The following is a 26,502-nucleotide window of genomic DNA, read 5'->3' on the forward strand; positions in this document are numbered from 1 at the left end:
TTCCTTCCTTATACCTGCGTGGGCTGCGCGGCGGCCGCCCGAAGGCGCGCCTGGTTACGCGCTCGTTGCTCATCGGGATCGGGCACCGGCGCCGCCGCGAGCAGCGCTCGCGTGTACGGATGCTGCGCCGACTCGTAGATCTGCGTGGCGTCACCCTGCTCCATGATCTGGCCGCCCTTGAGCACGACGACGCGGTCGGAGATGTGACGCACCACCGACAGGTCGTGAGAGATGAACAGGTAGCTCAGGGCGAGTTCGCGCTGCAGCTCGGCCATCAGGTTCATGACCTCCGCCTGAATGGAGAGGTCGAGCGCGCTGACCGGCTCGTCGCAGATCACCAGCCGTGGAGAGACGATGAGCGCGCGGGCGATGGCGATGCGCTGGCGCTGGCCGCCGGAGAACTGCGAGGGGTACCGGCTCGCGGCATCCGCGTTCAGTCCCACCCGGGTGAGCATCGCCTCGATACTGGCGCTGTGCGACTGCCGCTCGTGCGGTCGGTGCACCCGCAGCGGCTCGCGCAGCGTGTAGCCGATGGTCTTGGTGGGATCAAGCGAGCTGTACGGGTCCTGAAAGATCACCTGCAGCTCACCGGTGAGGCCTCGGCGCGCTCGGCGCCCCACGCCCGCGATCTGCCGCCCGTCATAGTGGATGCTGCCGCTGGTCGTCGGCACCAGCCCCAGAATCGCCTGCCCGATGGTGCTCTTGCCCGAGCCCGATTCACCGACCAGCCCCAGCGTCTCGCCGGGGTGAATCTGCAGGCTCACCGTGTCGACCGCGCGGTTGCGCTGGCGCCCCGTGCCGTATTCAACAACAAGATCGGTCACCTCAAGCAGAGGCGGGTTCGCGTTCTCGTTCGCGTTCATCGCGTGCTCGCCATCAGCTCATCGATTCGGATGCACCGGCTCATGCGGCCCGTCTCGAGCGCGTGTTCCGCGATCGGCGCCGCCGCGCATTCTTCCGTGGCGAAGGGGCAGCGTGGGGCGAAATGGCACCCCGTCGGCCACGCTCTCGGCGGCGGAACGATGCCGCCGATGGTCGGCAGCGGCTCGCCCTTGCGCGCCAGGTGCGGGCTCGACTCCAGAAGCCCCTTGGTATACGGATGCTTCGGCGCAGCGAACATCTCGCGCACCGAGGCGCGCTCCACCACCTGGCCGGCGTACATGACAACGGACCGCGTGCAGATATCGGCGACCACGGCCCAGTCGTGGGTGACCAGCAGCATCGCCATGCCCGTCTCGGCCTGCAGCGAGCGCAGCAGATCGAGTATCTCGGCCTGCACCGTCACATCCAGTGCCGTGGTCGGCTCGTCGGCGATCAGCAGCCGGGGACGTCCGGCAAGGGCGATGGCAATGGCAACGCGTTGGGCCATTCCCCCCGAGATCTGGTGCGGATAGAGCCGGGCGACCTTCTCCGGGTTGGGCAGTTTCACCGCACGCAGCAGTTCCAGAACACGCGCCTTCGCCTGGGAGCGGCTGCATTTGTCGTGCGTGCGCACCGCCTCGGCGATCTGGAACCCGACGCGGAAGACCGGGTCGAGGGCCACCATGGGTTCCTGCGAGATCATGCCGATCTCGGAGCCGCGCAGGCCGTGAAAGTCGTGCCCGGTGTACGAGGCGATGTCGGTGCCGTCGTAGACGACCTGCCCGCCCGCCACCCGACCATCGCCGGTGAGTAGCCCCAGGATGGCGAGGGCCGTCACGGTCTTTCCGCTGCCGGACTCCCCGACCAGACCCACGGTCTCGCCGTGCCCGATGTCGAAGTTCACGCCCTCGACGACCGTCAGGGCCGATGCCCCGGCGCCGAAGGCAACGGTGAGATTGCGCACCGACAGCAGCGCGCCGGCATCCGCGGCCTCGACCTCGATCGGCGTCACCGCACGCCGGGTGCGCTTCACGGCGCGCGCGGGAGGCGCGGAGTACCGCTCGGCGTTGGCGTCGCGAACCGCGTCGCCCAGCAAGCCGAACGCCATGGTCGTCAGCGCGATGATGCCACCGGAGGGAACCAACAGCCAGGGGTCCTGCTGCAGCAGGCTCGATGCCTCGGCAACCATTCCGCCCCAGGTCGGGGCTGGCGGCTGCAGGCCGAAACCCAGGAAGGAGAGACCCGTCTGCACGCCAAGCGCGATGGCCGAGAGCATCGAGGCCTGCACGATGATCACTCCGACGGTGCGCGGCAGAATGTGACGCACGATGATCTGCGGCCGGGTGAGCCCGATGGCGACGGCCGCGTCGACGTACAGTTCCTCGCGCACGCCGAGAACCGTGCTGCGAATCATGCGCACCAGCCCGCCGGATGCCATGATTCCGAAGGTGATCATGGCGGCGGTCATGCTGTTGTTGAAGATCGCCAGAACGGCCAGGGTGAGAATGATGCCGGGAATCGCCATTTTCAGGTCGATGATGCGCATCACCACCCGGTCGAAGGTGCCCCCGAGAAAACCGGTGGCCACCCCGAGCGGTACGCCGATGATCAACACCACCACCAGGGCCTGCACGACACCCAGCAACGAGTCCTGGCCGCCGACGAGCAGCCGGCTCAGCACGTCGCGACCCAGCGAATCTGTGCCGAGAAGGTGTGTGGCCGATGGGGCGCCCTTGACGTTGAGCAGGTCCTGCGTCAGCGGATTGAATGGTGCGATCTTCGTGGCGAAGATCGTGAGCAGAATGACCACCGCGAGAAAGATCGAGGATGCCAGGCCGAGCGGCTTGCTCAGCACCGCGCGAACCATTCCGCGCCGAACCCGAGGCCTGCCCGTCGGGCCGGCCAGGCCCGCCGACCCGGGTTGCGTCAGTTCGGTCATGTGGCACGCACCTTCGGATTGAGAATGCCGTATGTGAGGTCCACCAGCAGATTGATCACAATGACAATCACGGTGAAGTAGACGCCGAGGCCGAGCATTACCGGCAGATCATGGTTGAGGGTGGACTGGGTCGCCAGTCCGCCGAGGCCCGGCAGCACGAAGACGCTCTCCACGAAGACCGTCGCGGTGAGCGACGCCACCGCGCCCAGGCCGACGATGGTCGTGGAGGGAATCGAGGCGTTCTTCAGCACGTGTCTGAAGAGAATGGAACGCTCGCTGATGCCGTTGGCGCGCAGCACGCGCACATAGTCGCGGCTCAGTGCGTCCAGCGCCGAATCGCGCATCTGTTTGGCCACCAGGGTCACGCCCGAGAGGCTGAGCGCGGCCACAGGCAGAATCAGCGACATGATCCACCCGCCGGGCGAGTCTGAGTTGTATCCGGTGGCGGGAAAAACCCTGAAGGTGACGGCGAAAAGCCACACCAGCAGAACCGCCACGGCAAAGCTGGGAATCGCGAGGCCGACCAGCGAGAGGGCGTCGAGAGCCCGACCCAGCCATCCGCCCTTGAAGGCGCTGAGAAGACCCAGCGACCCCCCGATCAGCGCGATGACTATCGTCGAAAGCAGAATCAGCGACCCGGTCACAGGCAGCCTGCCGTTGAGTAAGACAACGACAGACTGCCCGCTGTAGATCGAATTACCGAGATTGCCCTGCACCGCGTTGACCGCCCAGTTCAGGTACTGCTGGTAGAGCGGCAGGTTCAATCCGAGCTGGGCCCGCAGCGCCTCCACCGCCGTCGGAGTGGCGTTCTCCCCCAGGATCGTCTGGGCGGGGTCGCCGGGCACGATCGAGGTGAGCAGGAACATCACTATCGAGACCACCACGACCATCGGCACCGACAGGGCCAGCCGACGCAGGAGCATTGCGATCATCGTTCTCGCCTCTCTTCACGTCAGCGGGTCAAGTGGGTGGTGCTGGTGGCGTCGCGTCCTGGCGACGTTCGCGTGCGGTGCTGGCTACTTCACCGGCTGCCACGCATACTTCGCGTCGGGGCCGGTGGGCATCGGATTCGGGTTGAGCGCCGTCGCCTTTACATTGGTGACCTTCGGGCCGACATAGGTCATGTTGTCATCGGAGTACACCGGTATCACCATGGCGTCATCGGTCAGCTGCGTGGTCATCTTCTGGTAGATCTTCGTGCGGTCGGCACTGTTCGCGACAAGTGACTGCGTGTTGAGATCTTCCAGCTTCGGGTCGAGGTAGCCGAGTGGGTTGCGCATGCCCGACTGCAGACTCGCGTAGGCGTCGCCCATGTTGGTACCCGTCACGGGAAAGACGAGCGCAGCGTATTTCTTCGACAGCGCCTCGGTGATGAATTGCGGAACTCCGGTGGCGATCGTCTTCAGCGTCACCGTGATGCCGAGCTTCTCGATGCTGCTGGCGATGGCCTGCGCGCGCAGTGCCTTTCCGTCGAGCGAGGATTCCGCGAGGATGGTCATCGAGAATCCGTCGGGGTATCCCGCTTCGGCAAGCAGACTCTTGGCCTTGCTGAGGTCGTATGTGAAGCCCGCACCATCGAGGTAGCCGTCGGTTCCCTTGTTCATCACCTGACCATTTGCCTGGCCGTAGCCGCCGCCGATGCCCTTGGCAATGGCCTCACGGTCGATCGCCATTCCGATGGCCTGGCGCACCTTGGGGTTCTTGAGCGCGGGAGTAATCGTTCCATCCATGTCGGCGAGGTACAGCGCCCAGTTGAAGAACGGCGCCGTCACGATCTTGAGGCCTGCAGACTTCGCCGAGTCGACGGTTGTGGCCGAACCGCCGACCACGTCGACCTGTCCGGTCGAGACGGCAGAGAGCACAGCGTTGGGGTCACCGATGATGCTGACGGAGACCGTGTTGTACAGTTGCGCATCCGGGGCCCAGTACTTGGGGTTTCGCTCGTAGACGTACTTCGAGTCGGGTACCGACTTGGAGGCGTTGTAGAGGTACTGCCCCGTTCCGTCCATGCTCGTCAGCAGCGACTTGGGGTTCGCCAGCGCGTCGGGCCCGATGATGTTGCCGAACATCATGTACTGGCTCAGCGAGGTCGCAGCGTTCGGGTATGAGGTGGAGTAGTTGATTCGAACCGTTGACGAGTCGACGGCCTCGATCGAGCCGATCTTGCCGACCTGAGTGGCCAGACCGCCACCCGCCTTGAGGAAGTACTCCATCGAGGCTTTCACGGCCGCCGCATCCATCGGCTTGCCATCGGCGAAGGTGACGCCGCTGCGCAGCTTGACTTCGAAGACCTTGTTCTCTGTATCGGTGTACTTCCATGAGGTGGCGAGATCGGGCACCAGGGAACCATCGGACGCCATGAAGATCAGCGGGTCGTATGCAAGTGAGGCGAAGACGGTGCTTCCTCCATTGCCTGCAAGCGCCGGGTTGAGGCTGATCGGCGAGCCGACGAACTGCAGTTTGAGTTCTGCCGCCCGCTCAGCGCTGCCGTTCGAGTGCGAGGTGTTATCGGATGCCGACGAACAAGCAGAGACTCCAACGAGCAAGACGGATGCGGCGGCGAGCGCCACCGCCATCTTCACTCGTGTTCCAAAACCAGACATAAGCGTGCTCCTTTGCTACTGCGCTGTCTTCATGCTCGGAATGAGCCACCCGCTTCAGTACGAGTGACATGCGAGAACATATCAGGTAGCTTGACACTAATGCAATACACCTTTGATAGCGAACGCTACGAGAAAGGCATTGAATCAACGATGATCGCGACTTTCACTCTCCTGCACTCGACCCCCTCTTCTCGCCCGTTCGGCACGGCCTACCTTCCGGCCATCGGTCAGGGCGTCGATCTCGTGCCGAACGGCTACATCGAAGAGGAGTACCTCGTCGCCGGAACGGCGGGTGAATGGAGCTACGACGAGGCGGGTGCGGCATCGCTGCACACCGCGGATGTGCCGTACGTGACGCGCCTTCTGGTGCGGCGGCCCGCCGAGGCGGCGCGGGCCAGTGGAAGCGTGCAGCTGGAGCCGCTGCATCCGAATCTCGACACCGCGCCCACCTGGCGCTCCCTGCACGAATGGATCATGCGCAACGGCCACACGTGGATCGGCGTCACCCAGGATGCGCCGATCTCGGAGCAGCTGCGCACTCGCTTCGGCGAGCGCTACGGCACCCTCTCACTACCCGTTGCCGGACTCGGCTACGACATTCTCGGTGACGTCGCGATAGCCGCGCGCCAGGGGCGTCTCGCCGGCGTCAGCGCCGAGCGGGTGATCCTCTCGGGGTGGTCGGCCACCGGAAGCTTCTGCCGGGTTTACCTTGGCGACGGCTTTCATGACAGGCATCGACTGCCCGGCGGCACGCCCGCGGTAGACGGCATCGTCATCGGAATCTCCTCGGGCGCGGCAGATACGGCCGGCTACCCGCCCCTGTCGGCCGCGTGCCCACCACTGCCTGCCGGCGACCCCCGCAGAGTCGTTCATGGCGACGAGACGCCGGTCTTCGAGATACTCAGCGAGCTGGAGTCGGAGACGAACGCCGCCAGCCTGCGCCCCGACAGCGACGAGGCCGACGACCGCTACCGTCTTTACCAGGTCGCCGGCACCTCCCACTCCAGCGCCCAGAAGGATGTGCTGACCAATGGTGCACAGTTCGAGCTCAGCGGCGAGGCGCTGCCTGGCACTCTCACCAACGAGGCGCCATCGGATGCGCGCATGGACTATGTCGCGCGCGCCCTATTCGAGCTTTTCGAGCGTTGGGTCACCGACGGCACCGCGCCACCGCGCGCGCCACGCTTCACCTTCGCGCAGCAGCCGGGTGAGCCGGGCAAGCCGGTAGCACTGACGCGAGACGGCGCCGGAAATGTCGTGGGAGGCATCCGCCCGCCGTGGATCGAGGTGCCGCTGGCCGTGTACTCGCCGCACAGCACGCCCGTGCCCGGCTCATGCCTGGCACCGTCGTGGACCCCGCTGGGTTTTCCCGAAATCGTCGCGGGGCTCATCGGCTACTCGACCCCACTGTCGGACGACACGCTGCGCTCACTGCACGGGTCGCGGCAGGGCTACCTGGAGGCCTTCGCGGCGAGCGCCCACGCTCTCGTGCGCGACGGGTTTCTTTTGAACGAGGAAGCTGAAGCTCTCATCACCCGCTCGCACTCGAGCTGGCCTGCCTAGCGATTCTGCATGCGCAGGGCCAGCGCGGCGGACTCCGCCTCGTCGTCACCGAAGTATCCGCCCGCAATCACCTCGGCGCTGTGCAGCAACGACGGTATCAGCGCGGTGCGCTCGGCCGGGTCGAGGCCCGAGAGGATCCTGCTTTCGATGGCTGTCACCTCGGCGAAACACTCGCCCAGCACTCGCCAGCCTTCCTCGGTGAGGCTGATAAGCCGGATGCGCCGGTTCGTCTGGTGCTCATCGCGTTGCGTCAGACCGCGCGCCGTCAGCTCGGTGACCACCTCGTGCGTCGCCTGTGACGAGACGAAGGTGCGGCGGGCGAGCTGGGCGTTCGAGATGGCGTGGCCCTCGCCCAGCACCTGGAAGACCATGAACTCGGGCGGCGTCAGGCCGTGGGTCAACGCCACATTGTCCATGGCGCGGTTGAGCGCTCGCGCCAGCCGGCTGACCAGATAGTGGAGGCGATCGGTCGCAGCCCGCCCACGAGCATCCACCGGTTCCTCGAGCATTCCCTCAGAGTATCAAGCAGCCTTATACCGCGTTGCTCTGCTCCGAGTAGCGGGACAAGAAGCTGCGCAGCCGCGCCGTCTGCGGCCTGGCGAAGAAGTCGGCGGCGGCTCCCTCTTCAATCACGGTGCCCTGCGCCATGAACACGCAGCGGTCGGCCACGTCGCGCGCGAAGTTCATTTCGTGGGTCACCACGACCATGGTCATCTTCAGTTCGGCCAGGTCTTTCATGACCGACAGCACCTCGTCGACCAGTTCGGGGTCGAGCGAGCTGGTCGGCTCGTCGAAGAGCAGCACGCGCGGCCGGGTGGCCACGGCACGCGCTATCGCCACGCGCTGCTGCTGTCCGCCCGAGAGCTGGCGCGGGTGCGCGAGCGCCTTGTCGGAAAGTCCCACGCGCTCGAGCAGGTACATGGCGCGGTCCTTCGCCTCGGCCGCGCTCTGCTTGTGCACCTTCACCGGCGCTTCGGTGATGTTGCGCAGCACACTCCAGTGCGGCAGCAGGTTGAACTGCTGAAACACCATCCCCATCTGGCGGCGCTGCAGCTGGATGCGACGCTCCGGCAGCGGCCGCAGCCCGCCCCTGTGCTGCTCATAGCCGAGCAGTTCGCCGTCGAGGTACATGGCCCCGCCATCGATGGGCTGCAGCTGGTGAACGCAGCGCACGAGCGTGGACTTGCCCGAGCCGGATGGCCCGAGAATCGCCACGACGTCGCCCTCGTTCACCTGAAGGCTCACGCCGTTCAGCGCCTGGTTGTCGCCGAAGCGCTTGCTCACGTTCTGCACCTCGAGCACCGGTGTGCCGGTCGCTGACGCGCTCATGCTCCCGCCCCTTCCGCAACCATTACGCGCTTGGCGGCACGCTTCTTGCCGCCCGCCCGGTCATAACCCCGCCCGAAGTACTTCTCGAGCTGGCGCTGGCCGAACGTCAGAATCGTCACGACCACGAGGTACCAGATCACCGCCACCATCAACAGCGGCACCACCTGATACGTGTTGTTGTAGATGACTTGAACGGCATGCAGCAGGTCGCCCATGGCTATCACGCTGACGAGCGAGGTGCCCTTCAGCAGGCTGATGAACTGGCTGCCGGTCGGCGGAATGATCACCCGCATCGACTGCGGCAGAATCACCTTCCAGAAGGTCTGCATGCGCGAGAACCCCATGGCGCTGGCCGCGTCGCGCTGACCGGGATCCACCGACAGCACGCCGGCCCGCACGATCTCGGACATGTACGCCGCCTCGTGCAGGCTCAGCCCCACAATCGCCGCGGTCAGCGGGCTGATCACGTCGTTCGCGTTCCACGAGAACAGCTCGGGTCCGAACGGCACGCCCACAATGATGCGCGGCACGAGATAGGCCAGGTTGTACCAGAAGATCAACTGCACCAGCGGCGGGATGCCTCGAAAGATGCCCACATACAGCTGGCACACCCAGCGCACCGGCCCGAAGTCGCTGAGCTGCCCGGCCGCGAGCAGTGTGCCCAGCACCGAGCCGATGACCATGCCTATCACCGTGAGAAACAGCGACATGCCCAGCCCGGCCATGACGGCAGGGTTGAAGAGATACTCGCCCACGATCGGCCAGCCGAAGCGCTTGTTGGTCACGAGGAACATCACGATCTGCACGAGCACGAACAGGATGATGAGCGCGATCAGAATGCGTCCGGGCCGAAACCGGGCCTTGGCGGTCGAGACGTCCAGCGCTGGACGGCGGCCGGCGTCGGCCGGGCGGGCGCCGGCATCCGTCATCGACGTGGTCATGAAAACTCTCCTCAGAATCGTCAGGCGAATGCCGGCGGGGCGCCGCGTGGCCGACGACTTAGTCGGTGACGGTGGGGTTCAGCTGCGGCTTGTCGAGCATCACAGACTCCAGCCCCCACTTCTTCATGATCTTGGCGTACTCGCCGTTGTCGAAGAGGTTCTGGAAGGCGTCGAAGAGCACGGTGCCGAGTCCGCTGTCCTTGGGGGTCAACAACGCCATGAGGTCGACGCCGGCACCCTGCTCGTCGGTCTGGCTCACGTATTTGAAGGTGTCCGGTGTCTTCTTCACGACGTCGATCGCCGCGGTCTTGGTGGTGGCCATCGCGTCAACACGGCCGGCCTGCACCGCGAGCACCGTGGAGTTGGTGTCGGCGAGCCCCACGAAAGAGGCCGCCTTCTTGCCCTCCGCGTCGCACCAGGTGTTGAGGCGCTTGACCTGCACCTCGGTAACGGATCCGGCGACGCCGGCGATCTTCAGCCCGCACAGCGCGGCGCTGTCGGGAATCTTGTTCGCGTTCTCCTTGAGGAACACATACGAACTGCGGGTGGTCATCCACACGACATTGTCGAAGTCGGCCTCCCGGGCCGCCGTCGCCTTCACCGGTCCGTTGAACGCGTGGTAGCGGCCCGACTGCATTCCGGTGAGAAGTGCCGGCAGGCCGGAGGTGATCTCGGTTTTGATCTTCACGCCGAGCTGCCCCTCGAGAGCCCGCTGAAAGTCGGGGTCGATGCCGGTGATGGGGCCGCCGTCGGATGCCTGCGAGCGATACGGCGGGTGATTGTCACCGCCGAAAATGATCTCGCCGCTCTTCTGGATGTCTTTCGGCAGCTCGCTGAAGAGGGGGGCCTTGTCGGCGGCAGGCGCGGAGGATGCCCCGCCGTTGTCGCCGTTCGAGGAGGGTGTGCTGGCGCATCCGGCCAGAAGAAGGGCGGAGGCGGCGAGGGCGATAAGCGCGGTGGCTCGGGTAGCGGTCGTGCGAGTTGCAGTCATTGGAACTCCAGTCAACGGGGAATGTGAGGGGAAGCCGTTGACGCAGGGAGTATGAATCACGTCCCGACCTCTTCGGCGGCTGTACTCAAGCAGCACCAATGTAACTCATTGTCGTGACGATCGTCAATTTTTCTGATGAATGTCACAGCGCGTTCTGCCGCGCGTTCTGCACCAGATCACGGCGCACTCGCAGCGCACCCACACCGAGGCGTGGGTGCGCTGCGCAAACGGGGTGATCGTGACCCGAGCAGGTCAGGACTGCACCGGCAACCACACGCGCATAGTGGACGGCCCGCGGTTGGCCCACCGAAAGTACGGAATGAGGTCGACCATCGCGGCCGCGGGCAGCGCGGGCGCGTCTCTCGCCCCGTACGGCCAGCCCTCGCCATGCTCCGGCTGCTCCGAGGCCAGTCGCATGCGGGCGCCGGCCGCGGTGGTCTGCACGCCGGCGCGGATGTCGACGCTCACCCCATTTACGCTGCGCGCGCCGGGCAGATCGGTCGACTCCATCGCCAGCACGAGCGGCCCGCGCTCCACGGCGATGGTGCCGCGCACCGCGTCGATCCGCGGATCGGGGCGCACGATGCGGGCATCCATCGGCAGGCTCAGCGTCACCGTGTCGCCGGCGCGAAAGCGCCGCGTCAGCTGAACCGTTCCCGCGGAGGCGGCCCGCACCACCTCGTCGTTCACTGTCACGGTGGCCCCGCCACCCGCCCAGGCCGGCACCCGCAGCGTGATGCCGATCTCGGCATCCGGCGCCTCGGTCACCGTCACCACAACGTCGCCCTCGAGCGGGTAACCGGATGCGACGCGCAGCGCGACCGGGCCGGCATCCAGCTCCGTGCTCACCTCATAGTCCCCGTACTGATGCAATTGCACGGCACCCGACGAGGCGGTGGCGAAATACAGCCCGACGCTCGCCAAAGTTCGGGCAACGTTGGTGGGGCAGCACGAGACCTGAAACCAGGGCGCGCGCATGCTGGACTCTGCCCGCTCGCTCAGGGCATCGTCATCCGGTGCCTCACCGACCGTGCGCTGGTGCAGGGTGTTGGCGTAATAGAACGCGCGCCCGTCTTCACGCGGCGAGGCCAGCACCGTGTTGAGCAGGGTGCGCTCCATGAGGTCGGCGTACTTGCTCTCACCTGTCTTCAGCAGCAGCCGCCAACTCAGCATCACCGAGCCGATGCCCGCGCACGTCTCGGAGTATGCCCGGTCGGGGGGCAGCTCGTAGTCTTCGCCAAATGCCTCATTCTGGTGATGAGACCCCATGCCGCCGGTTATATACGTGCGCCGGTATACCGTGTTCTGCCACTGCGTCTCGATGGCGGCGGCCAGTTCGCCGTCGCCTGTCTCGACGGCAACATCGAGCGCACCGCAAGCCAGATAGAGTGCGCGCACCGCGTGCCCGCGCAGCACGCTCGCCTGGCGCACGGGCATGTCGTCGAGAAAGTAGTCGTGACCCTGCTGAATGCTGGTGCGCAGCGTGCCACTCCCCCGGCGCTGCACGAACAGCTGCGCCAGTTCGAGATACCTCTCATCGCCGGTGGCGCGGGAGAACTCGGCGAGCGCCGGCTCGATCTCCGGATGCCCGCACACGGCATCGCGCCCCGTCGGCCCGAACTCGCGGTACACGTGGTCGGCGAGCCGCCTCGCAACCCCCACCAGCCGATCGTTGTTGCCGTTGCCGTTGCGCAGCCGGGCGACGGCGGCCTGAATCAGGTGGCCGAAGCAATACAGCTCGTGGCCCCACTCCAGATTCGAGTACCGCGCGGGCTGACCGTCGCGCCCGAAGCTCGTGTGCAGGTAACCGTCGGCTTCTTGGGCGGCGGCGACGCGCATGACGAGGGCATCGTAGCGGCGCTGCAGCGCGGCATCCGGCTGCCGGCCGAGCTCCCACGCCATGGCCTCGAGCAGCTTGTAGATCTCCGAATCAATGAACTCGATGCCCGAGTGCCGGCCGGCGATGCTGCCATCGGCGGCTCGGTCGAAGTTGGCTATCCAGCCGATGCGCTCCATCCACCTCTCGCAGTGCCCGAGAATCGTCGAGGCGTTGAGTTTCTGCCGTTCTCCCCAGAACCCGCCGGTGAGGCGAACTTCCTGCGGCCCGAGCGGGCGCAGCAGCGAGTGGGAGGGGACCACAGGGCCGCCCGTCGTCTCAGCGCCCAAGGTTCACCTCGGCTCCTTCGCGCAGAAAGACTGGAATGCGCTCGATCGGCGCATCCACGCTCACGCTCACCCCACCCTCGGTCACGGTGCCGTCGAACGCATCGACCCAGCGGGCGCCGAGCGGCAGGTACACCTCGCGCGAACGCTGCCCTGCCCGGCTGATCGGGGCAACGAGAATGTCGGGGCCGAAGAGAAACTCGTCCTCGACCTGCCACGCACCTGAGTCATCTGGGTAGTCGACGAAGAGCGGCCGCATGGGCGGCAGCCCGGTTGCGGATGCTGCCCGCATTTGTTCGTGGATGTACGGCCGCAACCGCTCCCTCAGATGCAGCAGTTCGGAGATGATGCCATAGGCCTGCTCGCCATACGACCACACCTCGTTCGGGCCGCCGGTCTGCGCGGAACTCGTGGGCGTGCGCGGTTCGCGGTCCCCGTGCAGGCGGAACAGCGGACAGAACACCCCGAACTGGAACCACCGGATCATGAGCTCCTGGTAGGCCGGATCGCTCGCGTTGCCGCCATGGAACCCGCCGATGTCCGTGGTCCACCACGGGATGCCCGAGATGGCGATGTTGAGCCCCGCCCTGATCTGTTGCTCCAGCGACTGCCACGTGGCGGGAATATCCCCCGACCACACGGCGGCGCCGTATTTCTGTGCCCCGGCCCAGGCCGAACGGCACAGCAACACGGTGGGCTGCTGCCCTGTGGCGGCCATGCCCTCGGCGAAGAGCCGCGCATTCTCCTTCGGGTATATGTTCGCCACCTCGGCCCCGGACCCGGCGTAATACATGGTATTCCCCGGATGCGCAGGGTTCAGTTCCGGCTCGGAGGCGTCAAGCCAGAACACGCGAATTCCCTGATCGAGATAGTTCTTCTTCACCAGATTCCAGATGTATTCGCGGGTCTCGGGGTTCGTCGGATCATAGAACGCCAGGGGCATCGGCGTGGACATGCCCTTGTCCTGGATGGTCTGCTGAAACTCGACGCCCTGGTCGGCACCGACGAGCAGTCCACGGTCGCGATAGTCGGCGAAGTTCTCGGACAGCGGCGAGATGGTCGGCCAGATCGACACCATGAGTTCGATGCCGAGCTCCCCGAGTTCGCTCACCATCGCCGCCGGGTCCGGCCACTCGGCGTCATCGAAGCGATAGTCCCCCATCGCCGACCAGTGAAAGTAGTCGGCGACGATCACCGAGAGCGGCAGCCCGCGCCGCTTGTGCTCGCGCGCAACCCCCAGCAGTTCCTCCTGATCGAGGTAGCGCAGCTTGCTCTGCCAGAACCCGCTCGCCCACTCGGGCAGCTCGGGAACGTGCCCCGTCACATCCGCGTATCGCGCCAGAATGTCGGCCGGACTGGGCGCCGCCGTGAACCAGTAGTCGATCTCACGGGCCTGATCGGCCTGCCAACGTGTGGCGTTCGAGGCGAACTCCACCCGGCCAACGGCCGGCACGTTCCACAGCATTCCATAGCCGCGGTCAGAGAGCACGAAGGGAATGTTCACCTCGGCATTGCGTTGCACCAGGTCGAGCGACAGGCCCTTGATGTCGAGTCGCCCGTGCGTGCGCTGGCCGAGACCGTACAGTTTTTCGCCCTCGTAGGCCTCGAACTGCTGGTGGATCTCGTACGCGCCGGAACGGTTGCCGAGATAGACCCGCGCCCCGGGCATCCAGAAGTGCTCGCGGCTCTCGGCGAGCAACTCGGCACCCGTGCTCGTGCGGGTGAAACTGAGCTGCGGCTCGGGGTAGGCGAGCTCGGCATCGAAGCGCACCGTCACGGTGAGCTCACCGTTCACGAGCGTCGCGTCATCGGTCTGCACCGTCACCGCCGCCGATCCTGCCGGCGCCACATCCTCCAGTGCACCGGCACTTTCGCTCGGAATGCGATACTGACTGCCTCGCACGCGCACGCTGTCGGCACCCCACGCCTCAATGCGCAGAACCTCGTGCCGGTGCCGTACCTCGAGCGCGTTGTCGAGTGGTCGAAATGTCACCATGAGTGAAGAAGTCTCCCGTCAGAACAGATAGAACGAATAGCGGATGCGAGCTCGACGCTCAGTCCTTCACGGCCCCCGCCGTCACCCCGGCCGCGACATAGCGCTGCGCGAGCACCAGCAGCACGGCCGCGGGAATGGATGCGACGACCGCGGTGGCCATGATCGAGTTCCACTCTTGGTTGTTGTTGCCGATGTATGCGTAGATTCCGAGCGTGATGGGCCGGGCGGATCCGCCGCTGTCGAGTGTCGAGGCGAAGATGAAGTCCGACCACGCCCACAGGAAGGCGAACAGCGACACCGTCACGATGGAGTTGCGGCTCACCGGCATGACTATCGAGATGAAGGTGCGCCAGGATCCGGCGCCGTCGATCTTCGCCGCCTGCATCAGCTCGTTCGGAATGCCCGACATGAATGCCGTGAAGATCAGCACGCCGAACGGAACGGCGATGGTCGAGTCGGCGAGAATCAGGCCGGGAATCGAGTTGAGGATGCCGAGATTCAGGTAGATGGCGTAGAAGCCCATTGCCATGATGATGCCCGGAATCATCTGCGCGATCAGCAGGATGAAGTTGAGCGCACCACGCCCGCGAGGGCGCAGCTTTGCCAGCGAATACGCCGCCGGTGCCGCCAGCACCACCGTCAGCACGACCGTGCCGAGCCCTATCACCAGGCTGGTGGCGAGATAGGGCAACTGCTGGCTCAGCACCGCCTGGTAGCCCTCGAACGTCGCGTTGAACGGAAACCATGACGGCGGCGACTTGCGCATATCCTGCGCCGGAGTGAGCGAGACGTTGATCATCCAGTAGACGGGAAAGAGCATGATCGCGGTCAGCACGATGCCTATAGCGGTCTTCCACCAGGGGCGCTTGCCGTTCATGACACATCCTGCTTTCGCTGGGTGCGAATGTAGATGAGCCCGAAGATGAGCGCGAGAACGATCAGCAGGTTGCCGACGGCCGCCGCCGGGCTGAAGTCGGGCAGCACCGATCCGAAGCCGAGCTGGTACGACCAGGTTGCGAAGGTGGTCGAGGCGTTGGCGGGGCCGCCACGGGTCATGATCCAGATGATGTCGAAGACCTTGAGCGTGTAGACCAGGCCGAGCAGAATCGTGATGGCCGAGACGGGCCGCAGCAGCGGGAATGTGACCCGCCAGAACTTCTGCCAGCCGTTCGCCCCGTCGAGGGCCGCTGCCTCATAGATGTCGCCCGGAATGTTCTGCAGCCCGCTGTAGAGAATGACGAGGTTGAATGGGATGCCTATCCAGATGTTCGCGATGATCACCGAGGTCAGCGCCCACTGCGGTGAGGTGAGCCAGTTGACCTGGCTGATCCCCATGGATGCGAGCACCGAGTTCACGACGCCGGAATCGCTGTTGAGCATCCACGACCAGGTGCTCGCCGAGACGATCAACGGAAGCAGCCACGGCACCAGGAACAGTGCGCGCAGCGTGGCCGAGAGCCGAAAGTTCTGGAAGAAGAACACCGCCAGCACCATGCCGATGGCGAACTGGAACACGATGGAGATCACCGTGAACAGGGCGGTATGCAGGAACGCCGGCCCGAAGGTCGGGTTCTGAAACACCCTGATGTAGTTGTCGAACCACACGAACGGGGCGTTGCCCTGAACGAAGGACCGCACCGTGTAGTCCTTGAGACTCAGCTCCAGGTTGCGGTAGAGCGGATACGCGTAGAAGACGGCCATATAGATGACGACCGGGGCGAGGAACGCCCACGCCGCCCATTGCCCGGACCGGCGGCGACGCGTGCTGTTCCCGCGGCCGGGTGGGGCGACATCCGTTGCCCCACCCGTGCCGCGCACAGATCGCCTGGGTGCGCTCTGTGTCAGTGCCATGGAATTACCTCGTTGTGTGTGGTGTGTCGTGTTACTTGATGGCGGCCGCGGCTGCGGTCTGCGCGGCCTGAAGTGCGGCCTTCGGGGTCTGCGTGCCACTGAGTGCATTCTGTACCGCACCCCACAGTTGCTGCGAGATCTTCGGGTACTTCGTGCCCAGGTTGTCACTCGTGCGACCCTTGGCTGCGGCGACGGCCTTCACCCACGGTCCGAGTTCGGCGTTGCCCGCGACCTGCTCCTTCTGTGCGGCCTCGGTGGGTGCGATGTACGACAGCGTGTTGTCGGTCTTCACGAAGTTCGCCGTGCTGGTGAGGCACTTCGCGATCTTCGCGGATGTCGCATACCGAGCCGTGTCCTTCTGCACCGGGATGGTCATGAACTCGCCGCCGGTGGGCACGGGTGCATCTGGGCCGCTTTCGCCGGGAATGTTGAGAATGCCGTAGTCGATTCCGGCCTTCTTCACATTGCCCAGCTGCCAGGTGCCGTTCTCACCGAACGCGTAGTCACCGGTGGCGAATTCCTGCCAGCTGGTGGTCTGCGTGTTGTTGATGACCGAGTTGGGCGCGTAGCCCTTCTTTACCCAGTCGGTCCACAGGGCCAGCGCCGAGACGGCCTTGTCGCTGTCGAGCTTCAGCAGGTCGGCTCCGGAACCCCAGAACCAGGGCAGGAACTGGAAGCTGCCCTCTTCGGTGCCGATGGCAGAGAAGGTGATGCCCTTCTTGCCCGCCGCCTTCACCTTGGCCAGCGCCGCAGTCAACGTGCTCCAGTCGGTGATGGATGCGACGTCGACGCCGGCAGCGCTCAGCACCTTCTTGTTGTAGTAAAGCGCCAGCGTGTTCGCACCGATCGGAACACCGTAGGTCTTGCCGTCCACGATGCCCGCATTGATGATGTTTTTCTGAATGCCGGTGGTGTCGAGTTTCGACTCATCCGTTGAGGTCAGGATGCCGGCATCCGCCAGCGTCGAGACCACGGGGTTGTCGACGAGCAACAGGTCGGCAGAACTCTTCTGCTGCCCGGCGAGCAGCGCCTTGTTGGTGAGAGCGGTGGTGTCGTAACCGGTGCGCTTGATGGTGACGCCGGCGTCCGTTCCGCACTGGTCGATGAGCTTCGTCCAGTCGCTGGATGCGTCGAACTGGGGGTATGGATCCCAGAACGTGTACGTTCCTCCGGCGCTGCTGCCTCCTCCGCTGCCCGATGACGAACAGCCGACGAGGCTGGCGACAACGGCCGCGGTCGCGACAGCGGCGCCGATGAGACGGGCCTTTCGTGCGTGTGCAATCACAGTATTCCTCCTTGAATCAGTGCTAATGGTGCGTATTTTCGAACCGGTTCGACGTGGGATCCGGGTGAACCCGGGCCGATCCGGTTGCTCTTTTAGTGGGTGCTTCCCCGGTTCACGAGTTCGGGTGCGATGAATCGGGTCACCGGTGCGCCGGTGGCCTCGGGGTTCAGGATTCGTCGCACCAGTTGCTGAACCGCCTGGCGGCCCAGCGCATCCGGAGACGTCTCGATCGCCGTGTACGGCAGCGAGAACGATCGTCCGAAGTCTTTCGAGTAGAGGCTGACGACCGAGAGATCGTCGGGCGCCGTCACACCGCGCTCCATCAGCACCGACGGCAGTGCGGCGATCGACGCGTCATTGTGCACGATGAGAGCGGATGCCTCGGGCCGGGCATCGAGAACCGCGTGCAGGCTGCGCGAGATGGCCGGCTGCTGAGACTCGCCGTAGTAGGGGAAGATCTGGATGCCGTACCGGGCCGCGCGCTCCAGTGCCGCGTCGCGGAACCGCCATCCGTACGCCCCACCGCGGTCGAAGACGTGCTTGGGCGGGGAGATGAGCACGATCTCGCGGTGGCCGAGGCCGTAGAGGTGGTCGACGAGCATGCGGGCGGCCTCGCCGAAGTCGAGGTCGAACACGTCGAGCCCCTCGGTGTCACCGGGCAGGCCGACGAGAGCACCGGGCTGAGCTGCGGCGCGCAGGGCCTCGAGGCGCGGATCGCGGTGGGTCACGTCGAGCAGAACCACGCCGTCCACCATGCCCGAGCCGGTGATGCGTGTGAGCGCGGCCGGGCCGTCGGCCTCGGTCACCATGAGAATGTCGTAACCGAGCTCGCGTGCCGTGTCGGAGATCGGCAGAACATACTGCAGCATGGCGGGCGCGAACTCGTCTTTGTGGAACTGCAGGAGCAGGCCGAGAACCATGGTCTGCGAGGTGGCCAGGGCCCGGGCGCCCGCGTTGACGGTGAAGCCGAGGGCGGCGATGGCCCGCTCGATGCGCTCACGCGTCTCGCGGGAGATGGTGCGCTTGCCACTGAGGGCATATGACACCGTGCTGCGTGAGACTCCCGCCTCACGCGCCACATCGCTGATCGTCGCCATTGCCGTCCTTCGCACTCTTTCGAACCGGTTCGATAAATGTAGCGCCAGAATCGCCGTCGCACAAGTCGAATCGGTTCGATTCAAAGTTCAGCGCCTTTCCGCGGCCGCCCGCAGCCTCGCGCGGGGTTTGCGCCGCTTCGCGGGAAGCCTGCCACCCGCGAAGCGGCGCAAACCCCGCGGAACGCAGAAGTCGGGGATCGCCGTGCAGCCCGGCGTCAGCGCCCGGGGAGGAAGCGAGCGCGCCCCGCGAGCACGCCCATCACGAGCTGCCCCAGGATCACGGCAATCAGCACGAGCAGCGACGCAGTCCACGAGCCGGTGATGTCGCGCAGCAGCCCGATCACGATCGGCCCGGCCGCCGCCAGGAGGTAACCGACCGACTGCGCCATGCCCGACAGCGCGGCGGCCTGCACGTGGTTCCGGGTGCGCAGCCCGAACAACGACAGCGCGACCACAATGGAACCTCCGCCGGCCACGCCCGCCATCATCATCCAGAGCAGAGCGAGCGCCGGCAGGAAAAGTTGCCCGATCATGGCGACCAGAATGAAACTTGCGAGCGTGGCGATGAGCATCCGCTGGTCTCGAAGCCGGTGCAGCAGTGCCGCCGCCGAAACGCTGCCCAGGATGCTGACGGCCTGAAAGGCGAACTGGTGCCACCCGGCCGCCGCAGCCGAGGTGCCCTGTTGCCGCTCGATCGTGGGCCACCACGTGATGATCGTGTAATAGACGGTGGACTGCAGCCCCATGAAGATCGTCACCTGCCAGCCGAGCGCCGTGCCCCACGGTGATCGCGAGAGCGTCGGATGCCTGCCCAGCTCGCCAGGCACGGCCACCGCCCCTGGAACGATCGGCTCGTCGGGCGCGCCGACCGCCGCCTGTCGGGCCGGCTCGTCGGCCGGTTCCCGGGCGCCTCCTGCCCTCGTCTCCGCGCGCCTGCGCAACTGCGGCAGGAACACGGCGAGGCCCACGACGGCCAGGCCCGCCCAGATGCCGAGCGAGAGCCGCCAGCCCTCCTGCGCGATACCGGAGATCGGAACGGCGATGCCCGCCGCCACGGCGGCCGCGGCGCTCTGCACGGCGGAATAGAGCCCCGTGGTCGGGCCGACACGATCCGGATAATCGCGTTTGATGAGCGAGGGCAACAGCACGTTGATGAGGGCGATGGCCGCCCCGAGCGCGACGGTGCCGACCCAGATGGCGCCGGCGAGGGGAAGAGAGCGCACCACTATCGCTATCGACAGCAGCAGCAATGCCGCGGCGAGCGTGCGCTCGATTCCGAAGCGCCGGGCGATCGCGGGGGCGATCGGCGAGACCGCAGCGAAGCCGATCAGCGGAATGCTGATGAGAACGGATGCCGCAACGCCGCTGATGCCGACGTCGGCCTGGATCTCGCCGAGTACGGGCCCGACCGCGGTGATGCTGGCGCGCAGATTCGCTCCGATGAGCAGGATGCCCACCAGCAGCAGCCCCGAGCGCGCCACGACCTCGGTGCGGGCGGACCCCGGCCCCCGCCGATCGCTCATGCTCGCCAACGCTACGTCGCTGACGGGTGACCGAGCAGGCTCACCCAGGCTTCGGTCAGCACCTCGAGTGCCGGATCGGAGTCGATATCCCACTGATGTCTGATCCAGTGCTGGGTTGTGCGGTCGAGCATCTCGAACGCGAGAACGCCCCGGAAATGCCTCGTTGTCGGTTCGAAGCGGTCGGCGAGATCGAGACCTTCCTGAATATCGTCGGCCACCTCCTCCGACCACACGTCGACGAGCTCACGTATCTCCGGCTCAACGGCGGCGGCGACAACCGCCGACAGGATATAGGGGCGGATGATCGGCCAGCGAGTGGACTGCCGACGGAGCCAGTCGGCGATTCCGGCAGCACTGCCGGCATGCACGACGTCGACAAGCGCCGACGCGGTCGAGGCGCGCGCCGGTGACTCGTGACGCTCGAGGATGGTGTTGAGATCCGCTATGAGCGCGGACATGACCGCGCGGCGCGAGGGAAAGTGCGCGTAGAAGGTGACCCGTGTCGTGCCTGCCGCGGTCGCGATGTCGTCGATCGTTGTCGCCGCGTAGCCCTTCGACTGGAACAGCTCGAGTGCTGTCTCGAGCAGGCGCTGACGTGTCTGCTCCTTCTGCACTACACGGAGATTTGCCATGCTTTCAGACTAGCAACGAGGCAGACGATCACTCATTGCGTAAAGTCACTTGACATGGTGTAAATCTAGTGTCACTCTATGCCATAGAGTTCGGCGCGGTTCGGCGGCCTGGGGCCTCGATTGGCTCGGCTATTCCACCGAAACCGAACACCCCGCACCACAGAACAAAGGAGTTCTCTGCAATGAGCAGCACCACCGCCGGTGCCGGATCGGCCAAGGCAACGTTCGTCGCCGCGTATATCGCGGTCACCCTCGCCCAGATCACCAATGCGTTTCCCGGAGCGCTCAACGGCCAGTTCGCCGCCGAGTTCCATACATCGGGCGCCGGCCTCACCTGGATCTCATCGATCTTCGTCATAGCCATCGTGGTCTTCGAGCTCACTTTCGGCGTTCTCGGCGACCTGTTCGGCCGCAAGAAGCTGTTGTACGCGGGGGCGGGCTTCATCTTCATCGGCACGCTCGTCGCCGGCTTCGCCACAACGACGGGAATCATGATCCTCGGACAGGCGATAGGCGGCATCGGGGCGGGCGTCCTCTTTCCGATCTCGCTGTCGATGATCGCGGCCATCACACCGGATCTGCGCGCCCGGTCCCGCGTCATCGCGACGTGGGCCGGATTCCTCTCGCTCGGGGCGGTGATCTCGCCGGTCGTCGCGGGTATCGCCGTGCAGCTGTTCACCGTTCCCGGCGCTACGGCCGGCGCGCCGAATGCCTTCAGTGGCTGGCGTGTCACCTACTATTTCGCCGCAGCGATAGCGGTGATCGTGTTCCTCATCGCCCTCAGGTCAAAGGACTCGTCCGCGCCCGAGGGACGCAAACTCGACATCCCGGGCCAGGTCACGCTCGCGCTCGGCCTGATAGCGGCACTCTGCGCCACCGTGCAGGCAGTGGATGCCGGCTTCGGCGCACCGGAGGTCATCGCCGGCTACGTCATCGGCGCCGTGCTGCTGGTCGCATTCGTCATCATCGAATTGAAGGCGAAGGTGCCTCTTATTCACCTTTCGCTGTTCAAGAACCCCTCCTATGCCATCACCAGCATCGTCGCCGTCACGGGCATGTTCGCGTTCCTCGCCATCGCCTTTTCGACGAGTGTGGCCGTCGGCGCTCTCGGCGGCGTGGAGACCTGGATGATGGCCGTGCTCTTCGTCTTCATTCAAGGGCCGGCGTTCCTCCTGATCCCCGTCGTGGGCTGGCTCATCCACCGAGTCTCACCGCGCTGGATGCTCACGGCCGGCTTCCTCCTGATGGCCGCGTGTGGGTATTGGATGGCGAGCCTTCACCTGGGCACACCGCAGGCATTCGGCGGCACACCGTGGACGGCGTTCATCATCCCGCTGTTCCTGCTCGGCATCGGCTTCGCGCTCACCGTGGGTTCGATCACGGCCGTCGCGATCAATACCGTCGAGCCGAACTACATCGGCATGGCGTCGGCCACGACGAACCTGCTTCGCGACCTCGGATTCGCGCTGGGTCCCGTCGTCGGCTCCGCTATCGCATTCAGCGTCGGCGCCGCAATCTTCGCCCCGCAGCTCGGCGGCGTTCTCACGGGTGCCGCGCTGCCGCCGGAGGCAGTCGCGGGCCTGTCGCATGTTCCGCCGCTCGGCTTTCTCTCCGGCTGGGAGGGCGTCATCGCCCAGTTCTCCGCCGGAATGCATGCAGGCGGGGCGCCCCAGCAGGCGATAGACGCGGCGGCGGCCGCCCTCGCTCAGTCCAAAGGATCCATTCAGGGTGCGGCGGGCGTCTCGCTTGGCTCCGGCTTTCAGATGGTCTACATGATCGCCGGCATCGCAGCGACAGCGTCGGCAGCGCTCACCCTGTTCATCAGTGGCAGGAAGGCGGACGTGCCGGTCACCGAGGCAGAACTCGAAGAGACGATCACAGACGAGGTGGTTGCCTGAATCCGGCATCCGGAGTGGGGGCCCGGCGCACGTCGCGCCGGGCCCTTCGTCTTGGCCTGGCGACTCATTCAGCGACGGGGGTTGCCGTTATGCGGCGGCGTCACAGAGGCGACGAAGGCGCGGGATCGGAATTCGATAGTTCACTGAGACCACGGTTGCTGTACCGTCGTCGTGCCGCCACCGCATCAGAGAGGGCCCGGCCGGGCCGCCGCCGTCAATGAGCTCCGGCTCACCGACAAGCGGGGTTCTGCCGGCAACGCGGAGGTTGAGCTCGAACTGCTCTGTCCAGAAGTATGGTCGTGCCTGGAATTCCGGCGCGGCATCCCCGTGAAGCAGCGCGCCCGCAGCGATCCGGGCCTGCTCGATCGCACTCTGCCAGATCGGGCTCCGCGCGTGCCCGAACGCGGTCGGCATCGCGGCGACATCGCCCACCGCGACGATCTCCGGCCGGAGTCTGCCGCGCGAGTCGACCGCGAGCGCGCCGCCTCTTCGCGGACCTGACCCGCCGAGCCATTCGGTGTTCGGAATGTCGCCAACCGCCGTGAGCAGCATCTCCCCTTCAACAACGCTGTCGTCGGCGAGCGCCACCACAGATCTGCCGCCCCGCTCGACGACATGGGCATCCGGTGACACGACAATGGTGAGACCGCGGGCGACGGCCGCTGCGGTGATCATTGCGCTGAGATGGCTGCCGAGGTGACGCACCATCGGGCGCTGTTTGGTCACAAGGGTCACGTGGCAGCCCGCCGCGAGGGCGCCCGAGGCGACCTCCATACCGAGCGGCCCACCGCCGACGATGACAACGTCAGGGCGTGACGCTATGCGTGCGCGAAGGGCGAGCGCGTCGTCGAGGGTGCGCAGAACGAGCTCGTCCGCAGCGGTTCCCAACCGTCGCGCCCGCGAGCCGCTCGCAATCACCAGCCCGTCGTATCCGAGCTCCGAGCCGTCGTCGAGCGCCAGCACGCGACGCTGCGGGTCGAGCGCGACCGCGGCGACGCCGAGCAATTCGGTCGCCCCGTGGTACGGCGCGGGGAGTTCGTGCGCCGTGAGATCGGCATCGTTGCGCAGCAACGCCTTGGACAGTGCGGGCCGGCTGTATGCGGCCCGAGTCTCGGCGCCCACGATCGTCAGCTCGCCATCGAACCCTCCGGCTCGCAGCGAATCGGCCGAGGTGAGCCCGGCGATGCCGTTGCCCACCACGACGATCCGACGCAGTGGTGCCACCATCGACGGATGCTCAGACGAGCCGGAGTGCGGCGACCGGGCAGACGCGCACGGCGGCACGAGCCCGCTCAAGCGCGTCGTCGCCGACCTCGGGAACATCGATGACGAGCTCCCCGTCGTCGTCCAGGTGCATCAGCTCTGGCGCAGCTTCCTCGCACAGGCCGTGGCCCTCGCAGCGCACATTGTCGAGCTCGATTCTCATGTCTTCCGCTCCAGTTAGTGCGAGCTCAAGCCGGAACGACGTCGAGGACGTCGAGCTTCTCGATGCTCCGGGTGATGTTGCTCGGCACGCGCAGCTCGTCGCCGAGGCGGAAAGACCGCACATGGTTCGCAAGTGCCTTGATGACCGCGTGTCCCTCCATGCGCGCAAGCCCCTGCCCGGCACAGCCATGCGGCCCGTAGCCGAACGACAGATGGTCGACGGGATTTCTCTGTATCTGAAAGCTGTCGGCATCGACGTAATGACGCTCATCGCGGTTGCCCGCCCCGAACAGGATGGCGATCTGGGCGCCGGCCGGCACCACTGCGCCATCGATCTCGACGTCCCTGGTGGTTTTGCGGCCCCATGCGTGGATCGGGATCCAATAGCGCAGCACCTCGGCGAATGCCGCTGGAACGAGCGAGGCATCCTGACGCACCAGTTCGAACTGCTCCGGATGCCGGCCGAAGAGCGCGACGATGTTCCCGATCGCGGCGATGGTTGTATCGACGCCTGCGCCCAGGTACTGGTGAATGATGTTGCCGGCGAAGCCCTCAGGAATTTCACCGCGCGACTGCGCGTCGAAGATGCCGCGCCCGATGGATCCGTCCGCAAGGTCATCCGCAGTGACAGTGTTGCACCAGCCATAGAGCTCACCGGCAATCTCGAAGCTCTCCATCGTGCGCTGGTTCATCGGGCCGATGACCTGCATCGCGGCCTGGCCCCAGCGCAGCATATTGGCCTTGACCTGACCGGTGAAGCCGATGAGATCTGCGACGATCTCCAGTGGGAACGCCCGGGCGAGTGCATCTATCGCCTCGAAGTCGCCGCCTTCGGCGAGCTGCGCGACGAGCACATCCGCCTTCTCGTTGATCTGCACCTCAAGGCCGCGCAGCGCGCGCGGGGTGAGATTCGCAGACAGCGTCGCTCGCAGCTGTGTATGAGTGGGCGGGTCGGATGCCAGCGAGGTGCCTTGCAAGGCCTCGTTGACGCCGGGATTGAAGCCGATTGCCTTAACGGAGGAAAAAGTCCCCGGGTCGCCGAGCGCCTCCCGGATCGTGTCATAGCGGGTGAGCGCGTAGACGTCATTCGCGGGCACGTGCACAACAGCGCCCAGGTCGCGAAGCTCCGTAAACGTCGGATACGGGTCGATCACGATGTCATCGGCGAAGAGGTCGATGTCTGCTGTAACGGGTGTGGTGGCCATGGTTCCTCATCGTTGAGTTGGCGGCTGTCGTTGCCGACATTTTGACTTAACACTAAGTAAAGCCAATTCGAGCACAATGCGCAAGCAACAAACCCTCGGCGTCGTGATTTCACTTAACATCGTGTAAAGTGTCCTCCAGATCAGGCTCGAGTTCGCACAAGCGATGCGGCCTCGAGGTTCAACTCAACGAGGAGCAGAGCGGTGAACAGCTTCGCAGGCGCCGAGCATGGCGGCATTGTCCACACAGTTCTCGGCCCGGTGCCCGCTGACCAACTCGGAGTCACCTCAGTTCACGAAGCGCTGCTGTCTGTGGTGCCAGGGGCCGAGTACGCGTTCGACGTCGAGATCGACCGCGCCGAGATCTTTGAGATTCTGGCGCGAAAGCTGACGGATTTCCGCGACCACGGCGGGCGCACGATAGTGGACAGCACCGGCATGTTCCACGGCAGGGACGTGAGACTCTACGAGACCCTCTCGCGCTCGACGGGGGTGCACATCGTCGCCTCCACGGGAATGGGCCCCGAGGAGATGCTCGGCGGCTACTTTCTGACGCCTCAGACCAACCCACCGACGCCATGGCCGGCAGAGAAGTTCGCCGAGCTTTTCACCAGGGAAATCACCGAGGGCATGGTCGTGCCGCGCATCGAAAGGCGCGGCGCCGCGGGGCTCGTGGCCGCCGCCGCGAATCACAAGGGCATGACAGCCACGGAGGAGAGCCTGTTCCGTGGTGCCGCCCGCACCGCCCTGCACACGGGAGTCGCGCTCTCCATCCGCTACGGAAATGACGTCGTACACGACCTCGAGATCGTGCTGGATGAGAGCCTGCCCGCCAGCCGGGTCGTCGTCGGCGCGCTCGACCGCACGGATGCGGTGGCCGCTGGCGCGCCCCATGACATCGCGCGCCGCGGAGCTTTCATCGCCGTGGATCACGTCGGGCTAAACAACAACGACGCGTATCTCACGGATCACAAACGGGCTGCACTTGTTGTCGAGTTGGTCGACGCCGGTCTTGGCGACCGCATCCTGCTCTCGAGCAACGCCATCGGCGTGGCCAAGGGCCAGCCCGACTACGAGGTGCCGTACAGCTTCGTGCTGTCGACGTTCGTTCCCCTCCTCACGTCCCAGGGGCTCAGCGACGAGGATGTGCGGCGCATCCTGGTGGACAACCCGCGCACGCTTCTGTGCGTTACGGAAAGGTGA

Annotated in this window: 22 protein-coding genes; 3 read left to right on the plus strand and 19 right to left on the minus strand. The window is 65.6% G+C overall.

Annotated elements, in window-relative coordinates; translation table 11 throughout:
• Positions 1 to 8: 8 nt before the first annotated feature.
• The 4 genes from ASC63_RS04465 to ASC63_RS04480 all read right to left on the minus strand — a co-directional run bounded on the left by ASC63_RS04465 (position 9) and on the right by ASC63_RS04480 (position 5,403).
• On the minus strand, positions 9 to 863 hold the full coding sequence (locus ASC63_RS04465) for an ATP-binding cassette domain-containing protein (RefSeq protein ID WP_055810305.1): 855 nt from the start codon (positions 861 to 863) through the stop codon (positions 9 to 11).
• Entirely contained in the window at positions 860 to 2,800 is a 1,941-nt protein-coding gene (locus ASC63_RS04470) for a dipeptide/oligopeptide/nickel ABC transporter permease/ATP-binding protein (protein WP_157487575.1), read from the minus strand. Before ASC63_RS04470 ends, ASC63_RS04465 begins: the two co-directional genes overlap by 4 nt.
• Complete coding sequence (locus tag ASC63_RS04475) at positions 2,797 to 3,732, minus strand: ABC transporter permease (protein ID WP_055810307.1); 936 nt, start codon at positions 3,730 to 3,732, stop codon at positions 2,797 to 2,799. The genes ASC63_RS04470 and ASC63_RS04475 overlap by 4 nt, the downstream gene beginning before the upstream one ends.
• 84 nt (positions 3,733 to 3,816) lie before the next feature.
• Complete coding sequence (locus tag ASC63_RS04480) at positions 3,817 to 5,403, minus strand: ABC transporter substrate-binding protein (RefSeq protein WP_082487211.1); 1,587 nt, start codon at positions 5,401 to 5,403, stop codon at positions 3,817 to 3,819.
• Between the two features lie 150 nt (positions 5,404 to 5,553).
• Between ASC63_RS04480 and ASC63_RS04485 the strand changes: the two genes are divergently transcribed.
• A complete protein-coding gene (locus tag ASC63_RS04485; protein ID WP_157487576.1) occupies positions 5,554 to 6,966 on the plus strand; it encodes an alpha/beta hydrolase domain-containing protein in 1,413 nt (470 codons plus the stop codon).
• Here the strand turns inward: ASC63_RS04485 and ASC63_RS04490 are convergent.
• The 12 genes from ASC63_RS04490 to ASC63_RS04545 form a co-directional block, all read right to left on the minus strand.
• Positions 6,963 to 7,475, minus strand: a complete 513-nt coding sequence (locus ASC63_RS04490) for a MarR family winged helix-turn-helix transcriptional regulator (RefSeq protein WP_055810313.1) — start codon at positions 7,473 to 7,475, stop codon at positions 6,963 to 6,965. The genes ASC63_RS04485 and ASC63_RS04490 overlap by 4 nt on opposite strands.
• 22 nt (positions 7,476 to 7,497) lie before the next feature.
• Positions 7,498 to 8,295, minus strand: coding sequence for an amino acid ABC transporter ATP-binding protein (locus ASC63_RS04495; protein ID WP_055810315.1), 798 nt, complete (start codon positions 8,293 to 8,295; stop codon positions 7,498 to 7,500).
• A complete protein-coding gene (locus ASC63_RS04500) occupies positions 8,292 to 9,236 on the minus strand; it encodes an amino acid ABC transporter permease (protein ID WP_235491806.1) in 945 nt (314 codons plus the stop codon). Before ASC63_RS04500 ends, ASC63_RS04495 begins: the two co-directional genes overlap by 4 nt.
• A 58-nt stretch (positions 9,237 to 9,294) precedes the next feature.
• Positions 9,295 to 10,227 carry a transporter substrate-binding domain-containing protein gene (locus tag ASC63_RS04505; RefSeq protein WP_082487212.1) on the minus strand — a complete coding sequence of 311 codons (933 nt, stop codon included), beginning with the start codon at positions 10,225 to 10,227 and terminating at the stop codon, positions 9,295 to 9,297.
• 252 nt (positions 10,228 to 10,479) lie between these two features.
• Complete coding sequence (locus ASC63_RS04510) at positions 10,480 to 12,366, minus strand: glycoside hydrolase family 127 protein (protein WP_235491808.1); 1,887 nt, start codon at positions 12,364 to 12,366, stop codon at positions 10,480 to 10,482.
• Positions 12,367 to 12,382: 16 nt separating this feature from the next.
• Positions 12,383 to 14,386, minus strand: coding sequence for a glycoside hydrolase family 31 protein (locus ASC63_RS04515; protein WP_055810318.1), 2,004 nt, complete (start codon positions 14,384 to 14,386; stop codon positions 12,383 to 12,385).
• A gap of 58 nt (positions 14,387 to 14,444) precedes the next feature.
• Positions 14,445 to 15,263, minus strand: a complete 819-nt coding sequence (locus ASC63_RS04520; protein WP_055810320.1) for a carbohydrate ABC transporter permease — start codon at positions 15,261 to 15,263, stop codon at positions 14,445 to 14,447.
• Positions 15,260 to 16,237 carry a carbohydrate ABC transporter permease gene (locus ASC63_RS04525; protein WP_082487214.1) on the minus strand — a complete coding sequence of 326 codons (978 nt, stop codon included), beginning with the start codon at positions 16,235 to 16,237 and terminating at the stop codon, positions 15,260 to 15,262. Before ASC63_RS04525 ends, ASC63_RS04520 begins: the two co-directional genes overlap by 4 nt.
• Positions 16,238 to 16,268: 31 nt before the next feature.
• Positions 16,269 to 17,522 (minus strand): sugar ABC transporter substrate-binding protein, encoded by a 1,254-nt coding sequence (locus ASC63_RS04530; RefSeq protein ID WP_055810322.1) that lies wholly within the window; start codon positions 17,520 to 17,522, stop codon positions 16,269 to 16,271.
• A 92-nt stretch (positions 17,523 to 17,614) separates the two neighbouring features.
• Entirely contained in the window at positions 17,615 to 18,619 is a 1,005-nt protein-coding gene (locus ASC63_RS04535; protein ID WP_055810324.1) for a LacI family DNA-binding transcriptional regulator, read from the minus strand.
• Positions 18,620 to 18,834: 215 nt separating this feature from the next.
• Positions 18,835 to 20,142: a CynX/NimT family MFS transporter gene (locus ASC63_RS04540; protein WP_055814886.1), complete on the minus strand. Its 1,308-nt coding sequence runs from the start codon at positions 20,140 to 20,142 to the stop codon at positions 18,835 to 18,837.
• Between the two features lie 11 nt (positions 20,143 to 20,153).
• Positions 20,154 to 20,774, minus strand: a complete 621-nt coding sequence (locus tag ASC63_RS04545) for a TetR/AcrR family transcriptional regulator (protein ID WP_055810325.1) — start codon at positions 20,772 to 20,774, stop codon at positions 20,154 to 20,156.
• A gap of 182 nt (positions 20,775 to 20,956) precedes the next feature.
• On the opposite strand from ASC63_RS04545, the gene ASC63_RS04550 reads away from it, so the two are divergent.
• Positions 20,957 to 22,672 carry an MFS transporter gene (locus ASC63_RS04550; RefSeq protein WP_055810328.1) on the plus strand — a complete coding sequence of 572 codons (1,716 nt, stop codon included), beginning with the start codon at positions 20,957 to 20,959 and terminating at the stop codon, positions 22,670 to 22,672.
• 87 nt (positions 22,673 to 22,759) lie between these two features.
• Here the strand turns inward: ASC63_RS04550 and ASC63_RS04555 are convergent, their stop codons facing one another.
• From ASC63_RS04555 to ASC63_RS04565, 3 genes are read right to left on the minus strand one after another with little or no spacing between them, the layout of a single operon-like run.
• On the minus strand, positions 22,760 to 23,899 hold the full coding sequence (locus ASC63_RS04555; protein ID WP_055810330.1) for an NAD(P)/FAD-dependent oxidoreductase: 1,140 nt from the start codon (positions 23,897 to 23,899) through the stop codon (positions 22,760 to 22,762).
• Positions 23,900 to 23,909: 10 nt separating this feature from the next.
• Positions 23,910 to 24,098 carry a ferredoxin gene (locus ASC63_RS04560; RefSeq protein WP_055810332.1) on the minus strand — a complete coding sequence of 63 codons (189 nt, stop codon included), beginning with the start codon at positions 24,096 to 24,098 and terminating at the stop codon, positions 23,910 to 23,912.
• A 25-nt stretch (positions 24,099 to 24,123) separates the two neighbouring features.
• Complete coding sequence (locus ASC63_RS04565) at positions 24,124 to 25,302, minus strand: cytochrome P450 (protein ID WP_055810334.1); 1,179 nt, start codon at positions 25,300 to 25,302, stop codon at positions 24,124 to 24,126.
• 201 nt (positions 25,303 to 25,503) lie between these two features.
• Between ASC63_RS04565 and ASC63_RS04570 the strand changes: the two genes are divergently transcribed.
• Entirely contained in the window at positions 25,504 to 26,502 is a 999-nt protein-coding gene (locus ASC63_RS04570) for an aryldialkylphosphatase (RefSeq protein WP_055810336.1), read from the plus strand.

This window comes from Leifsonia sp. Root112D2 (assembly GCF_001424905.1).
In the GTDB taxonomy this organism is placed as follows: Bacteria; Actinomycetota; Actinomycetes; order Actinomycetales; family Microbacteriaceae; genus Root112D2.

What these genes read in the sequence shown, in the direction of transcription:
- ASC63_RS04465 (WP_055810305.1), bottom strand. Translation starts at nt 863, where the DNA reads ATGAACGCGAACGAGAACGCGAACCCGCCTCTGCTTGAGGTGACCGAT.
- ASC63_RS04470 (WP_157487575.1), bottom strand. Translation starts at nt 2,800, where the DNA reads ATGACCGAACTGACGCAACCCGGGTCGGCGGGCCTGGCCGGCCCGACG.
- ASC63_RS04475 (WP_055810307.1), bottom strand. Translation starts at nt 3,732, where the DNA reads ATGATCGCAATGCTCCTGCGTCGGCTGGCCCTGTCGGTGCCGATGGTC.
- ASC63_RS04480 (WP_082487211.1), bottom strand. Translation starts at nt 5,403, where the DNA reads ATGTCTGGTTTTGGAACACGAGTGAAGATGGCGGTGGCGCTCGCCGCC.
- ASC63_RS04485 (WP_157487576.1), top strand. Translation starts at nt 5,554, where the DNA reads ATGATCGCGACTTTCACTCTCCTGCACTCGACCCCCTCTTCTCGCCCG.
- ASC63_RS04490 (WP_055810313.1), bottom strand. Translation starts at nt 7,475, where the DNA reads ATGCTCGAGGAACCGGTGGATGCTCGTGGGCGGGCTGCGACCGATCGC.
- ASC63_RS04495 (WP_055810315.1), bottom strand. Translation starts at nt 8,295, where the DNA reads ATGAGCGCGTCAGCGACCGGCACACCGGTGCTCGAGGTGCAGAACGTG.
- ASC63_RS04500 (WP_235491806.1), bottom strand. Translation starts at nt 9,236, where the DNA reads ATGACCACGTCGATGACGGATGCCGGCGCCCGCCCGGCCGACGCCGGC.
- ASC63_RS04505 (WP_082487212.1), bottom strand. Translation starts at nt 10,227, where the DNA reads ATGACTGCAACTCGCACGACCGCTACCCGAGCCACCGCGCTTATCGCC.
- ASC63_RS04515 (WP_055810318.1), bottom strand. Translation starts at nt 14,386, where the DNA reads ATGGTGACATTTCGACCACTCGACAACGCGCTCGAGGTACGGCACCGG.
- ASC63_RS04520 (WP_055810320.1), bottom strand. Translation starts at nt 15,263, where the DNA reads ATGAACGGCAAGCGCCCCTGGTGGAAGACCGCTATAGGCATCGTGCTG.
- ASC63_RS04525 (WP_082487214.1), bottom strand. Translation starts at nt 16,237, where the DNA reads ATGGCACTGACACAGAGCGCACCCAGGCGATCTGTGCGCGGCACGGGT.
- ASC63_RS04535 (WP_055810324.1), bottom strand. Translation starts at nt 18,619, where the DNA reads ATGGCGACGATCAGCGATGTGGCGCGTGAGGCGGGAGTCTCACGCAGC.
- ASC63_RS04540 (WP_055814886.1), bottom strand. Translation starts at nt 20,142, where the DNA reads ATGAGCGATCGGCGGGGGCCGGGGTCCGCCCGCACCGAGGTCGTGGCG.
- ASC63_RS04545 (WP_055810325.1), bottom strand. Translation starts at nt 20,774, where the DNA reads ATGGCAAATCTCCGTGTAGTGCAGAAGGAGCAGACACGTCAGCGCCTG.
- ASC63_RS04550 (WP_055810328.1), top strand. Translation starts at nt 20,957, where the DNA reads ATGAGCAGCACCACCGCCGGTGCCGGATCGGCCAAGGCAACGTTCGTC.
- ASC63_RS04555 (WP_055810330.1), bottom strand. Translation starts at nt 23,899, where the DNA reads ATGGTGGCACCACTGCGTCGGATCGTCGTGGTGGGCAACGGCATCGCC.
- ASC63_RS04560 (WP_055810332.1), bottom strand. Translation starts at nt 24,098, where the DNA reads ATGAGAATCGAGCTCGACAATGTGCGCTGCGAGGGCCACGGCCTGTGC.
- ASC63_RS04565 (WP_055810334.1), bottom strand. Translation starts at nt 25,302, where the DNA reads ATGGCCACCACACCCGTTACAGCAGACATCGACCTCTTCGCCGATGAC.